A 12,592-nucleotide genomic window follows, 5' to 3' on the forward strand; every position below is an offset into this window, starting at 1 on the left:
GGAACGGCCTGGGAGCCACCTGGGAAATCGGGTAGACCACAGCCATGGGCAACGACGGCACCGCCGGTCCGGACCTCGCCGACCGCGTGCTCGGCGGCTGGCTCGGCCGGATCGCGGGCAACATGCTCGGCAAACCGGTCGAGCGGGGCGACGTGTGGACCAGGGAACGCATCGACGGCTATCTGCGGCGGGCCGCCGCCCTGCCGCTCACCGACTACCTCCCCGAGCCCGCCGACGAGAGCGACGCGCTCGCGCTGCGCCCCGAGTGGCGCCAATGCGTGCGCGGCCGGATCCACGGCAGCTGCCGTGACGACGACGTCGACTACGCCATCCTCGGCCTGGACCTCCTGGAGACCCACGGCTTCGGTTTCAGCACCGAGCAGGTCGGCGAGCTGTGGCTGCTGCGGCTGCCGTACCTCCAGACCTTCACGGCGGAACGGGCCGCCTACCGCAACCTCGCGGGCGGCCTCAAACCGCCCCTCACCGCCACCTACGACAACCCCTACCAGGAGTGGATCGGCGCCCTGATCCGCGCCGACATCTTCGGCTGGACCTGCCCGGACGCCCCGCACCGGGCCGCCGCCCTGGCCCGCCGGGACGCGGTGCTCTCCCATGCGGGGAACGGGGTCTACGGCGCGATGTGGGCCGCCGCGCTGATCTCGGCGGCGTTCACCGCGCCGACCGTGCGGCAGGCGATCGACAGCGCGCTCACCGTCGTACCGGCGAGCTGCCGTCTCGCGCGGACCGTACGCCGGGTCGTCTCCCTGCACGAGACCCGGCTGAGCTGGGAGGACACCCTCGCCACCGTCTCCGGGGAGACCGCGGGCCTCGGCTGGATCCACACCGTCCCGAACGTGGCGGTGCTCACCGCGGGGCTGCTCTACGGCGACGGCGACTTCACCCGGACCGTCGCCCTCACCGTGCGCGGCGGCCTGGACACCGACTCCAACGGCGCGACGGCGGGCTCGGTGGCCGGGGTGCTGACCGGCGCGGCGGCCATCCCGGACCAGTGGAAGGACCCGCTGGAGGACACGGTCCGCAGCGCGGTCTTCGGCTTCGACGGGGCCCGCATCAGCGACCTGGCGGAGCGCACCGTGCGGCTCGCCCGGACGGGCCCCGAGCCCGCGCTGGTTACCCTTCCTGGGTGACCACGACTGACGACTACGCCACGTACATCGCGAGCCTCCCCCGGATCCTCGCCGGGGCGGCCGCGCTCTTCCGGGACGCCGAAGGACGGGTGCTGCTCGTCGAGCCCAACTACCGGGAGGGCTGGGCGCTGCCCGGCGGGACCGTCGAGTCCGACGACGGGGAGACCCCGCGCCAGGGCGCCCGCCGGGAGACCCTGGAGGAGATCGGCCTGGACCGGGAGATGGGCCGGCTGCTCGCGGTGGACTGGGTGCACGGCACCGGCCGGCCGCCGATCGTCGCCTATCTGTACGACGGCGGTCGCGTCACCGACGCCGACCTCGGGGCGATCCGGCTCCAGGAGGAGGAACTGCTCTCCTGGCGGCTGGTGCCGCGCGCCGAGCTCCCCACGTATCTGCCGGGCTCGCTGGGCCGCCGCGTACTGGCCGCGCTGGACGTACTGGACGAGGGCACGGGCACGGCGGAACTGGAGAACGGCAACCGCGCGGGCTGATCCCGGGGGCGGGCAATAATCCGTTCGCCGCCCGCACCGGCCCCGCCCTACCCTCGAACACATGCCCAAGCCCCTCGTCGCCGTCCTCAGCGGCGCCGGCATCTCGACCGACTCCGGCATCCCCGACTACCGGGGGCCCGCCGGTCTGTGGCGTCGGGATCCCGAGGCCGAGAAACTCGTGACCTACGACTACTACATGGGCGACCCGGAGATCCGGCGCCGGTCCTGGCAGATGCGGCGCAAGAACCGCGCGCTCCAGGCCGAGCCGAACGCCGCGCACCGGGCGGTGGCCGACCTGGAACGGTCGGGCGTGCCGATCAGGGTCATCACGCAGAACGTGGACGGGCTGCACCAGCTCGCCGGGATGCCCGCCCGCAAGGTGCTCGAACTGCACGGCTCGGCGCGCAGTGTGGTGTGCACCAGGTGCCATGCGCGGGGGCCGATGGTGGACGCGATCGCCCGCGTCGAGGCCGGCGAGGAGGACCCGCCGTGCCTGGGGTGCGGAGGCATCCTCAAGTCGGCGACCGTGATGTTCGGCGAGCGACTCGATCCCGTCGTGCTCGGCGAGGCCCTCGCCATCAGCAAGGCCTGCACCGTCTTCATCGCCGTCGGCAGCAGCCTCCAGGTCCAGCCCGCCGCCGGCCTCGCGGGCATCGCCGCCGACCACGGCGCCCGGCTCGTCATCGTCAACGCCGAACCGACACCGTACGACGACCGGGCGGACGAGATCGTCCGCGAGCCGATCGGCACCGCGCTGCCGAAGCTGCTCGCGGAGCTGCGGGCCGGCTAGCGGCCCGTGGCCGGGCGCCGGTGAGGGCGGTCAGAAGAGGCCCGCGCCCCGTTCGAAGTCCAGCAGGCGCTGCTTGCGGGGCAGGCCGCCGCCGTAGCCGGTGAGGTTGCCGTTGGCGCCGATCACGCGGTGGCAGGGGACGATGATGCCGACCGGGTTCTTCCCGTTGGCGAGGCCGACCGCGCGAGAGGCCTTGGGTTTGCCGAGGGTGTCGGCGAGTTCGCCGTACGAGCGGGTCTCGCCGTAGGGGATCCGGCGCAGCTGTTCCCAGACGCCGCGCTGGAACGGGGTGCCGTTCAGGCGCAGTTCGACGGTGAACTCCTTCAACTCGCCCGCGAAGTAGGCGCTGAGCTGTTCCTCGGTCTCGGCGAAGAGGTCGTCGTCGCGGGCGCCGAAGGTCTCCTCGATCGGGCGGTGGCGTTGGTCCTCCATGTAGAGGCCGCAGAGGATGCCGTCCTCGGCGACCAGGGTGAGGGGGCCGTAGGGGCTGTCGGTGACGGTGTGGTTCTTCACGGCAAGGTCCTTACACGGGAAGGAAGTTGATCGGGTGGCTGTCGGTCGCCCACAGGTACTGGACGGCGTAGGCCCGCCAGGGGCGCCAGGCGGCCGCACGGGCGGTGAGGGCGGCAGGGGTGCCGGGCAGGCCCAGGTCCAGGGCGGCGCGGCGGATGCCGAGGTCGGTGGGGAGGAAGGCGTCGGGGTCGCCGAGGGCGCGCATGGCGATGACGTCGACGGTCCAGGGGCCGAAGCCGGGGAGTTCCAGGAGCTTGGCGCGGGCCTGCGCCCAGTCGCTCTCCACGCCCAGGTGGAGGGTGCCGTCGGCGAGTTGGCCGACCAGGGTGGTGAAGGTGGTACGGCGGGTGCGCGGCATCGCCAGCGACTCGGAGGGCAGTTCGGCCAGCGCCGTGGGGGTCGGGAAGAGGTGGGTGAGGCCGCCCTCCGGGTCGTCGACCGGGGTGCCGTGGGCGGTCACCAGGCGGGCCGCGTGGGTGCGGGCGGCGGCCGTGGAGACCTGCTGGCCGAGCACGGCCCGGACGGCGAACTCCGCCTCGTCGACCGTGCGGGGCACCCGGCGTCCGGGCGCCTTGTCCACCAGCGGAGCCAGCACGGGGTCGGTGCGCAGCTGGTCGTCGACCGCGACCGGGTCGGCGTCCAGATCGAGCATCCGCCGGCAGCGGCTGATGGCGACGGGCAGGTCCCGTAGGTCGCTGAGGGTGAGCCGGCAGGCGATGTGGTCGGGCTTCGGGGCGAGGGCCGCGATGCCGTGGCCGTACGGCAGCCGCAGGGTCCGACGGTAGGCGCCGTCCCGCCATTCCTCGACGCCGGGTACGGCGGTGGCCGCGAGGTGGCCGAAGAGGTTGTCGGGGTTGAGGGGGGCGCGGAAGGGCAGCCGGAGGGACAGCGCTCCGGGGGCGCTCGACGCGCTCTTGGGGGCCCTCGCGCGCAACTCGCTCGGGGACAGCGCGAAGACCTCGCGGACGGTGTCGTTGAAGGTGCGGATCGAGGAGAAACCGGCCGCGAAGGCGATCTCCGCCATCGGCAGGGCGGTCGTCTCGACCAGCAGGCGGGCGGTCTGGGCGCGCTGGGCGCGGGCGAGGGCCAGCGGGCCGGCGCCGAGTTCGGCGAGGAGCTGGCGTTCGACCTGCCGGGGGCTGTAGCCGAGGCGGCCGGCGAGGCCGGGCACGCCCTCGCGGTCCACGAGCCCGTCGGCGATCAGCCGCATGGCGCGGGCGACCAGGTCGGCGCGCTGGTTCCACTCCGGGGAACCGGGGCTGGTGTCGGGGCGGCAGCGCTTGCAGGCCCGGAAGCCGGCCTGCTGGCAGGCGGCCGCGCTCGGATAGAACGTCATGTTCTCGGGCTTGGGCGGAACCACCGGGCAGCTGGGCCGGCAGTAGATGCGGGTGGTCAGGACGGCCGTGAAGAACCAGCCGTCGAACCGTGCGTCCTTGGACTGCACGGCGCGTACACAGTGCTCGCGGTCGAGGTTCGTCCCTTTCTGCATGGGTCCAGCATCGGCCCGCGGGCGGGGCCGATGCTGGCGGAAATCCGACACGAGGGTGGTCTGACCTTCAGGGCTCCAAGGTCCGGCCCCTCAGGGCCGTCAGCCGAAGTAGTGGTCCTGGTCGAGGTCGTCCAGCAGGCCCGGCTGGGCGGGCCGCCAGTCGTACCGCTCGCGGGTGGCGGCGCCGGATGTGGGGTTGTCGTTGCCGACGAAGGCCGCCATCCAGCCGAAGTGGTCGGACGCCTCCTCCCGTGCGAGGGACACGACCGGCACGTCGAGGCGGCGGCCGATGACCTCGGTGATGTCGCGGAGCGGGACGCCCTCGTCGGCGACGGCGTGCAGCACGGCCCCGGCCGGAGCCGTCTCGACGGCCTTGCGGTAGAGGGTGGCGGCGTCGAGACGGTGCACGGACGACCAGCGGTTGGTGCCGTCCCCCACATAGGCGGCGACACCCTTGTCGCGGGCGACGCCGATCAGGAACGGGACGAAGGCGTGGTCGCCTGCTCCGTGCACCTGAGGGAGCCGGATCGCCGACACCCGCACCCCGCGGTCGGCCAGGGCCAGGGCGGAGCGTTCCGCCTCGGCCCGGTGGGCGCCGGGGCCCGCGAGGTCGGGCGCGTCCTCCTCGGTGCCTAGGCGGCCCGGGGCGAGGAGGCCGGTCACGGAGGTGACGACCAGGGGCCGGCCGGACTCGGCGAGCGCGTCACCGAGGGCTTCCAGCACGGCGAGTTCGGTACGGAGAGCGCCGGGCATGTCGGAGAAGTCGTGGTTGTACCCCGTGTGGACCACCCCGTCCACCGCTCCCGCCGCGACCCGCAGGCCGTCGACGTCGTTCAGGTCGCCGCGGTGCACCTCCGCTCCCGCCTCCTTCAGGGCCGCCTCGGCCGCGTCCGAGCGGGCCAGGCCGAGCACCTGGTGCCCGGTGCCGAGCAGTTCGCGGACCACCGCGCTGCCGATGAACCCGGTGGCGCCGGTGACGAACACACGCATGACAGATCACCTCACGGAGAGTGAACGGGCTGGGACGACTCCAGCCTGCGTCCGGCCCGGGGCCGGGGTCCAAGACCCGTTTCGCACCGGGTGATGCCTGTCCGGTCATGACCGCAGCTCACGGCGGCGGGAGTAGAGTCGTGGGGTGCCCGATTCCTTCGTACCGCCGGTGGACCTGGAGCTCCGGCTGGTGCGCTACTTCACCGTGGTCGCCGAGGAGTTGCACTTCGGCCGGGCAGCCGACGCGCTGCATCTGGCCCAGCCGTCGCTGAGCCGGCAGATCCGGCGTCTGGAGCGGGAGCTGGGCGTCCGGCTGCTGGACCGCACCCCGCGCGGCACCCGGCTCACCGAGGCCGGCGAGACCTTTCTGCCGCAGGCCAGGGAGTTGCTGCGCAGCGCCGCCCGGGCCGCCGCGAGCGCGCGCTCGGCCGCCGCGCACGGCCCGTTCACGGTCGGGTACACCACCCACCAGATCGTCACCCCGGCCGTCCGGGACGTCCGCCACCGCCACCCGGAGGCCGACGTCCGCACCCTGCACGTGGACTGGAACGAACCGCGCGACGCGCTGCTCGACCACCGGGTCGACGTGGTGGTGACCCGGTTCCTGTTCACCGCCGACGGCTTGGACATCACGGTGCTGTACGACGAGCCGCGCGTGCTGCTGGTCCCGCTCGGCCACCGGCTGGCGGGCAAGGAGTCGGTCACGCTCGCCGATTTCGCCGATGAGCCGCTGCCCCGCTTCACCGGCGCCGACCGGATCGGCGCGAATCCCGCCGGTCACACCAAGCTGGGCGCCCTGGTGGACACGCTGGAGGACAAGCTGGAGCTGGTGGCGAGCGGTGAGGTGGTGTCGCTGGCGCCGGCCGGCTTCCGGGGCAATCTGCGGCCGGACATCGTCCTCGTGCCGGTCGTGGACGCGGATCCCCTGCAGGTCGTCCTGGCCACCCGGGCCGGAGACCGCCATCCCCTGCTGCCGGCGTTCCGGCGCGCGGCCGAGGCCCATCTGGTCCCGGTCGGCGCTGCCTAGACTGAACGGCCGGAATCGATGATCGGGGCTGCGTGATGAGCACGTCCGGGAGAGTCACGCTGAACGACGTGGCCGCCGCCAGCGGTGTCTCCAGCGCCACGGTGAGCCGTTCGCCGAGCACACCGTGCACAGCCTGGGCCTGCCGCCGCTGGTCCCGGTCACGGTGCCGCGCCCGCGGCGGGCGGGCACCGGCGCGGTCGCCGGACTGCGCGCGGCCCATCCGGACGTCTCGGCGGTCGCCGCCTTCCACGACGACGTCGCCCTGCGCACCCTGACCGCCCTGCACGACCTGGGCCTGGCCGTCCCCGGCGACATGGCGGTGATCGGCTACGACGACACCGAGTACGGCGAGCTGAGCAGCCCCGCCCTGACCACCGTGCACATCGACGCGGAGGCCCATGGCCGGCTGGCGGCGCGCACCGCGCTGGGGCTGGACTCGGCGGGCCTGGTACCGGTCCCGGCGCGGATCATCGCCCGGGAGTCGGCGTGAGCAGCCGCGCTCAGGTCAGCTGCGTGGCGAACGCCTCGTAGGCCCGCTCGTCGAAGAGGACGAACCGGACCTCCTCGACGGCCGTGTCCGCCTCCCGGACGGTCGCCACGGCGATCCGGGCGCCGTCGTCCAGCGGCCAGCCGTAGATCCCGGTGGAGACGGCGGGGAACGCGACCGTGCGGGCGCCGAGTTCGTCGGCGCGCTTCAGGGACTCGCGGTAGCAGGAGGCCAGCAGCTCGGAGCGGTCCTCGCTCGTGGAGTGGACGGGTCCGACGGTGTGGATGACCCACCGGGCGTCGAGTTCGCCGGCGGTGGTGGCCACCGCCTGGCCGGTGGGCAGGCCCTTGCCGTAGTGACCGGCCCGCAGCTTGCGGCAGTCCTCCAGGATCGCGGGGCCGCCGCGCCGGTGGATGGCGCCGTCGACGCCTCCGCCGCCGAGCAGCGAGGAGTTGGCCGCGTTGACGATGGCGTCGGCGGTCTGCCGGGTGATGTCGCCCTGGACGAGCGTGATGCGGGTCATGACTGTCTCAGCCTCCTCCACACGGCCTTGGCCGCGTTGTGCCCCGACATGCCGTGTACACCCGGGCCGGGCGGGGTGGCCGACGAGCAGATGAAGACGGCCGGATGCGGGGTGCCGTACGGGAACAGGGAGAGTTTGGGGCGCAGCAGGATCTGCAGGCCGGAGACCGCGCCGGTGCCGATGTCGCCGCCGACGTAGTTGGCGTTGCGGGCGGCGAGCTCGGCGGGTCCCGCGGTGGCACGGGCCAGCACGCGGTCCCGGAACCCCGGGGCGAAGCGCTCCAGTTGACGCTCCATCACATCGGTGAGGTCACCGGTCCAGCCGCTCGGCACATGGGCGTAGGCCCAGAACACCTGTTTGCCCTCGGGGGCACGGGACGGGTCCACGACCCCGGGCTGCACGGTGATCATGAACGGCCGGTCGGGGGCGCGGCCCTGGCGGGAGGCGGCGCGCAGGGCGGCGCCGATCTCCGCGCTGTCCGCGCCGATCTGCACGGTCCCGGCGCGCCGGGCTTCCGGGGCGGTCCAGGGGACCGGCCCGTCCAGCGCGTAGTCGATCTTGAAGACGCCCGGGCCGTACCGGTAGTCCTGGTAGTAGTTGCCGAGGCCGGCGATGCGGGCCAGGGCGGTCGGCGAGGTGTCGAAGATGTACGACCGGGCGGGCGGCAGGTCGTCCAGGCGCTTGACCTCGTAGTCGGTGTAGATCGCGCCGCCGAGGTTTTCGAGGTAGGCGGCGAGGGCGTCGGAGATGGCCTGCGAGCCGCCCCGGGCCACCGGCCAGCCGCGGGCGTGCGCGGCGAGTGCGAAGACCAGGCCGACGGCACCGGTCCCGGGCCCGCTGAGCGGGGCCATGACATGGGCGACGAGGCCGGCGAAGAGGGTTCTGGCCCGCTCGTCGCGGAAGCGGTGCAGCAGCAGGGAGGCGGGCGGCAGCCCGACCAGGCCGAAGCGGGCGAGGGTGACCGGGTCGCGGGGCAGCGCGGTCAGCGGCAGGGACATGAAGTCCCGCGCCAGGGTGTCCCACTTGGGCAGGAACGGCTCGACCAGCCTGCGGTAGGCGCCCGCGTCGCGCGGTCCGAAGGAGGCCGCCGTCTCGGCGACCGAGCGGGCCAGTACGGCGGCCCGGCCGTCCGGGAACGGGTGGGCCATCGGCAGCTCGGGGTGCAGCCACTCCAGGCCGTAGCGCTCCAGGGGCAGGGCGCGGAACGCGGGCGAGTTGATCCCGAGCGGGTGCGCCGCGGAGCACGGATCGTGCCGGAAGCCCGGCAGCGTGAGCTCCTCGGTGCGGGCGCCGCCGCCCACGGTGTCGCGCGCCTCGAAGACGGCGACGGAGAAGCCGCGCCGGGCCAGCTCCACGGCGGCCGTCAGGCCGTTCGGCCCCGCCCCCACCACGACCGCATCGAGCATCGACGGCACCTTCGCACCCCTTCGTCAGCCGATTGGCCACTCGGGTTCAGGATATGCCGGAGGACTGACACCGCCCTCGTCCGGGGTTACCAGTGCGGGTTCTGCAGCAGGTCCACCACCCGGTGGGCGGTGGCCACGTCGCGGGCCGCGGTGAACGGCAGGACGTTGTCGCCCGTGATCCGGAACGGCTCGCCGGCGAGCGTGAGGTGGGCACCCCCCGCCTCCTCGACCAGCAGCAGTCCGGCCGCGTGGTCCCAGGCGGCCTCCCAGGAGAACGCCGTCGCGTCCAACTCGCCCCGGGCGACGGCCAGATACTCCAGGCCCGCCGAACCGCAGGCGCGCGGGGCGACGCCGTCGACCCACAGGGCGAACAGCGCGCGCTTCTGCGCGTCCGTCGTGTAGTCCGGGTGGGAGGTGGCGATCCGCAGGTCACGGTCGGCGGCGGGCGGTCCGGCGTGCAGCCGTACGCCGTCCAGGAAGGCGCCCTTCCCCCGTACCGCGGTGGCGAGTTGGCCGCGGGCCGCAGCGAAGGTCCAGGAGGCGAGCAGGACGCCCCGGTGGGCCAGCGCGACCAGCGTGCAGAAGCCGTCCTCGCCGCGCACGAACTGGCGGGTGCCGTCGACCGGGTCGACAATCCACACCGGCGCGTCGCCCTGGAGCGCCTCGTACGTCTCCGGGTCCGCGTGCACCGCCTCCTCGCCGACCACGACGGAGCCCGGCAGCAGGGCGCCCAGCGCCCCGGTGAGGTACTTCTCGGCGAGCCGGTCGGCGTCCGTCACCAGGTCGTGCGGCCCGCTCTTCTGGTCGACCTCGTGGTCGGCGAGCCGGCGCCAGCGGGGCAGGATCTCGGTCCGGGCGGCCTTGCGGATGGCATCCTCGACGTCACCGGCGTGCTGGAGGAGAAACTCGTCGATGGTCTCCGTTGCTTCGATCATGCCTCCATGAGAGCACGCGCCCCTGACAATCCCCGCCGCCCGGATGTACGGGACATGGAATACGGACGAACAGCCGGTGCCGACGATCAGCGGGCCGTCGACGGACGTGCCAGGTCAGCGCCCTGACAGCAGCACATCGGCGTCAGCGCCCCACCGCGTACCCCTGCATCCCGCGCGGATTCGCCGCCGCCGACAGCACCCCGGTCCGCGGGTCCCGGGCCACCGCGCACAGCCGCCCCTCCGACCAGCCCGGCCCGACCGTCACGTCATGGCCGCGCCGCCGTAGCTCGGCCACCACCCCGGGGTCCGTCCGCGACTCGACGGTCACGCTCGCGGGGCGGCGCCCGCGCGGGTAGAAGGAGCTGGGGAAGCTGTCGTTGTGCCAGTTCGGGGCGTCGATCGCGCCCTGGAGGTCGAGTCCGCCGCGCACCTCGCCGCGCAGTGCGACGGCGAGGAAGAAGTGCAGCTGCCACTGGTCCTGCTGGTCGCCGCCGGGCGTGCCGAAGGCCAGCACCGGGACGCCGTCGCGCAGGGCTATCGACGGGGTGAGCGTGGTGCGGGGGCGGCGGCCGGGGGTGAGGGAGTTCGGCAGCCCCTCCTCCAGCCAGGCCATCTGGAGCCGGGTGCCCAGCGGGAAGCCCAGCTCGGGGACGACGGGGTTGGACTGGAGCCAGCCGCCGCTGGGGGTGGCCGCGACCATGTTGCCCCAGCGGTCGACGACGTCCAGGTGGCAGGTGTCGCCCCGGGTGGTGCCGTCGGCGGCGACCTGCGCGACCGTCGGCTCACCGGCGCCCAGCGGGTCGAAGGCGCTGCCCCGCGCGGCCTCCACGCGCGCGTACCCGGGCAGCCGGGGCACGCGTCCGCCGGGGCTGCCGGGCCGCAGCTCCTCGGAGGCCTTGCCGCCGACCAGGCCGCGCCGCCCGGCGTTGTACGCGTCGGAGAGGAGTTCGGCGAGCGGTACCTCGGCCGCGTCCCCGTACCAGGCCTCCCGGTCCGCCATGGCGAGCTTGCAGCCCTCGATCAGGAGGTGCATGTAGTCGGCGGAGCCGTAGGCGGGCAGTTCGGACAGCTCGGGCGGCAGCAGGGCCAGCTGCTGGAGGAAGGTTGGCCCCTGGCTCCAGGGACCCGCCTTGCACACGGTCCAGCCGTGCCAGTCGTACGACGCCGGGGCCTCGTAACTCGCGGACCAGCCGGCCAGGTCGGCTGCGGTGAGGGTGCCGGTGTGCCGCTCGCCGCTGGTGTCCATGGTGGGGCGGGCGGCCTGCCCGACCAGGGCCTCGGCGATGAAGCCGGTGCGCCACACCTCACGGGCCGCGTCGATCCGCGCCTCCCGGTCCCCGGCGCCCGCGGTCTCGGCGAGCAGCCGCTGCCAGGTGGCGGCGAGGGCGGGGTTGCGGAACAACTCACCGGGCCGGGGCGCCCGGCCACCGGGCAGGTACAGCTCCGCCGACGAGGTCCACTCGGTCTCGAACAGCTTCCGTACGCTCGCCACGGTCGCGCCGACGTTCTCCACGGGTGGGTGCCCGTGCTCGGCGTATCCGATGGCGTACGCCAGGATCTCGTCCAGCGGCTTGGTGCCGTGGTCGCGGAGCAGGAGCAGCCAGGCGTCGAAGGCGCCGGGGACGGCGGCGGCCAGCGGGCCGGTGCCGGGGACCAGGTCGAGGCCGAGCCCCCGGTAGTGGGCGACCGTGGCGCCGGCCGGGGCCACACCCTGCCCGCACAGCACCCGCACCTCGCCGCCGGCCGGGGCGAGCAGGATCGGTACCTCACCGGCGGGTCCGTTGAGGTGCGGCTCGACCACGTGCAGGACGAACGCGCCGGCGACGGCCGCGTCGTACGCGTTGCCGCCGTTCTCCAGGACCGCCATCGCCGACTGGGAGGCCAGCCAGTGCGTGGACGACACCATGCCGAAGGATCCCTGAAGCGTGGGTCGGGTGGTGAAGTGCATCTCTCACCTCGGTAGGTGCGCGCGTAGGCCGGGCCGGACAGTCCTCCGGACCCGCCGCGGGGAGGATCCGGGAGGTTTCAGCTCGGCTCCGATCGCCCTGATCACGCAGCAGACTACCCACGGACGGGCCGGGCACAGCAGGCCGCCTGCCTTCCTCGTCGAGACCGTCGCCCGGGAGGCGTCCGCCGGGCTCATTCGTACGTCGAGGCCGTCGCCCGGCAGGCGGTCGCGGGGGTCATTCGTACGTCGAGACCGTCGCCCCGGAGGCGTCCGCCGGGCTCATTCGTACGTCGGGCCCGTCACGTCCAGGTCCGTTCGCATGGCTGCCCGGGTGCCCGACAGGTCCCGCCAGCCCTGTTTGATCACCGTGCGGACGCTGTCCAGGTCGTCGCCGTCGCGGGCCCTGTCGCGGGTGAGGCGGGCCAGGCTGCCGTAGACCGAGCCCAGTCCCCTGTCGACCTTTCTCACCTCGGCCAGCACCGCGTCCGGCACGATCATCTGAGCCTCGGCATACCGGCGGCGGTAGTCCACCCGGGCCGTCTCCAACGCTTCCAGGGACTCCCCCGGGTCGCCCCCGATGCGCAGTACATGCGCATGGTCGTTGAGCGTCGCCAGGTAGTGGCGGGCCGCGGCGTTGAACTCCGTGTACGCCGTCTGGCGGGCCGCGCGTCCCGACTGCTGCCGCTGGGCGTCGAGTTCGGCCAGCCGGGCACGTTCCAGCCGGTCCCACTCCTCGCGCCGCAGGGTGTCCCCGCGGCGCTGGGTCAGCCAGGCGGAACCGAGGGTGCCGCCCACGCCGACCACCGCCGCCAGCAGGCCCGTCACGGCCGAGTCCATCGCGCGCC

Annotated in this window: 13 protein-coding genes; 5 read left to right on the forward strand and 8 right to left on the reverse strand. The window is 73.9% G+C overall.

Annotated features, from left to right (window positions below; genetic code table 11):
• The first annotated feature begins 44 nt into the window (after positions 1-44).
• The 3 genes from ACZ4N4_RS08440 (at position 45) to ACZ4N4_RS08450 (ending at position 2,429) form a co-directional block, all read left to right on the forward strand.
• Positions 45-1,148, forward strand: coding sequence for an ADP-ribosylglycohydrolase family protein (locus ACZ4N4_RS08440; RefSeq protein ID WP_453569561.1), 1,104 nt, complete (start codon positions 45-47; stop codon positions 1,146-1,148).
• Entirely contained in the window at positions 1,145-1,639 is a 495-nt protein-coding gene (locus ACZ4N4_RS08445) for an NUDIX domain-containing protein (RefSeq protein WP_467585921.1), read from the forward strand. Before ACZ4N4_RS08440 ends, ACZ4N4_RS08445 begins: the two co-directional genes overlap by 4 nt.
• Positions 1,640-1,700: 61 nt before the next feature.
• Positions 1,701-2,429, forward strand: coding sequence for an SIR2 family NAD-dependent protein deacylase (locus tag ACZ4N4_RS08450; RefSeq protein ID WP_453569556.1), 729 nt, complete (start codon positions 1,701-1,703; stop codon positions 2,427-2,429).
• A 30-nt stretch (positions 2,430-2,459) separates the two neighbouring features.
• On the opposite strand, the gene ACZ4N4_RS08455 is transcribed toward ACZ4N4_RS08450, so the two are convergent.
• From ACZ4N4_RS08455 to ACZ4N4_RS08465, 3 genes are all read right to left on the reverse strand, one after another.
• On the reverse strand, positions 2,460-2,942 hold the full coding sequence (locus tag ACZ4N4_RS08455) for a methylated-DNA--[protein]-cysteine S-methyltransferase (RefSeq protein WP_453569553.1): 483 nt from the start codon (positions 2,940-2,942) through the stop codon (positions 2,460-2,462).
• Positions 2,943-2,952: 10 nt separating this feature from the next.
• Entirely contained in the window at positions 2,953-4,431 is a 1,479-nt protein-coding gene (locus tag ACZ4N4_RS08460; protein ID WP_467585924.1) for an AlkA N-terminal domain-containing protein, read from the reverse strand.
• Positions 4,432-4,530: 99 nt separating this feature from the next.
• Positions 4,531-5,421 carry an SDR family oxidoreductase gene (locus ACZ4N4_RS08465; protein ID WP_467585927.1) on the reverse strand — a complete coding sequence of 297 codons (891 nt, stop codon included), beginning with the start codon at positions 5,419-5,421 and terminating at the stop codon, positions 4,531-4,533.
• A gap of 145 nt (positions 5,422-5,566) precedes the next feature.
• On the opposite strand from ACZ4N4_RS08465, the gene ACZ4N4_RS08470 reads away from it, so the two are divergent.
• Together ACZ4N4_RS08470 and ACZ4N4_RS08475 are read left to right on the forward strand one after the other, a co-directional pair.
• Positions 5,567-6,448 (forward strand): LysR family transcriptional regulator, encoded by an 882-nt coding sequence (locus tag ACZ4N4_RS08470; protein ID WP_467585930.1) that lies wholly within the window; start codon positions 5,567-5,569, stop codon positions 6,446-6,448.
• A gap of 28 nt (positions 6,449-6,476) precedes the next feature.
• Positions 6,477-6,938 (forward strand): substrate-binding domain-containing protein, encoded by a 462-nt coding sequence (locus tag ACZ4N4_RS08475; protein WP_467587648.1) that lies wholly within the window; start codon positions 6,477-6,479, stop codon positions 6,936-6,938.
• Between the two features lie 10 nt (positions 6,939-6,948).
• On the opposite strand, the gene ACZ4N4_RS08480 is transcribed toward ACZ4N4_RS08475, so the two are convergent.
• From ACZ4N4_RS08480 to ACZ4N4_RS08500, 5 genes are all read right to left on the reverse strand, one after another.
• Positions 6,949-7,458, reverse strand: a complete 510-nt coding sequence (locus ACZ4N4_RS08480; protein WP_453569542.1) for an O-acetyl-ADP-ribose deacetylase — start codon at positions 7,456-7,458, stop codon at positions 6,949-6,951.
• Positions 7,455-8,864, reverse strand: a complete 1,410-nt coding sequence (locus tag ACZ4N4_RS08485) for a phytoene desaturase family protein (RefSeq protein ID WP_467585932.1) — start codon at positions 8,862-8,864, stop codon at positions 7,455-7,457. Before ACZ4N4_RS08485 ends, ACZ4N4_RS08480 begins: the two co-directional genes overlap by 4 nt.
• Before the next feature lie 86 nt (positions 8,865-8,950).
• Positions 8,951-9,799, reverse strand: a complete 849-nt coding sequence (locus ACZ4N4_RS08490) for an inositol monophosphatase family protein (RefSeq protein WP_467585935.1) — start codon at positions 9,797-9,799, stop codon at positions 8,951-8,953.
• A 142-nt stretch (positions 9,800-9,941) separates the two neighbouring features.
• A complete protein-coding gene (locus ACZ4N4_RS08495) occupies positions 9,942-11,747 on the reverse strand; it encodes a gamma-glutamyltransferase family protein (protein WP_467585938.1) in 1,806 nt (601 codons plus the stop codon).
• Between the two features lie 279 nt (positions 11,748-12,026).
• Entirely contained in the window at positions 12,027-12,584 is a 558-nt protein-coding gene (locus tag ACZ4N4_RS08500; RefSeq protein WP_467585941.1) for a hypothetical protein, read from the reverse strand.
• Between the last annotated feature and the right edge of the window lie 8 nt (positions 12,585-12,592).

Source organism: Streptomyces sp. NPDC026538, from assembly GCF_055567535.1.

What these genes read in the sequence shown, in the direction of transcription:
- ACZ4N4_RS08440 (WP_453569561.1), top strand. Translation starts at nt 45, where the DNA reads ATGGGCAACGACGGCACCGCCGGTCCGGACCTCGCCGACCGCGTGCTC.
- ACZ4N4_RS08450 (WP_453569556.1), top strand. Translation starts at nt 1,701, where the DNA reads ATGCCCAAGCCCCTCGTCGCCGTCCTCAGCGGCGCCGGCATCTCGACC.
- ACZ4N4_RS08460 (WP_467585924.1), bottom strand. Translation starts at nt 4,431, where the DNA reads ATGCAGAAAGGGACGAACCTCGACCGCGAGCACTGTGTACGCGCCGTG.
- ACZ4N4_RS08465 (WP_467585927.1), bottom strand. Translation starts at nt 5,421, where the DNA reads ATGCGTGTGTTCGTCACCGGCGCCACCGGGTTCATCGGCAGCGCGGTG.
- ACZ4N4_RS08480 (WP_453569542.1), bottom strand. Translation starts at nt 7,458, where the DNA reads ATGACCCGCATCACGCTCGTCCAGGGCGACATCACCCGGCAGACCGCC.
- ACZ4N4_RS08485 (WP_467585932.1), bottom strand. Translation starts at nt 8,864, where the DNA reads ATGCTCGATGCGGTCGTGGTGGGGGCGGGGCCGAACGGCCTGACGGCC.
- ACZ4N4_RS08490 (WP_467585935.1), bottom strand. Translation starts at nt 9,799, where the DNA reads ATGATCGAAGCAACGGAGACCATCGACGAGTTTCTCCTCCAGCACGCC.
- ACZ4N4_RS08495 (WP_467585938.1), bottom strand. Translation starts at nt 11,747, where the DNA reads ATGCACTTCACCACCCGACCCACGCTTCAGGGATCCTTCGGCATGGTG.
- ACZ4N4_RS08500 (WP_467585941.1), bottom strand. Translation starts at nt 12,584, where the DNA reads ATGGACTCGGCCGTGACGGGCCTGCTGGCGGCGGTGGTCGGCGTGGGC.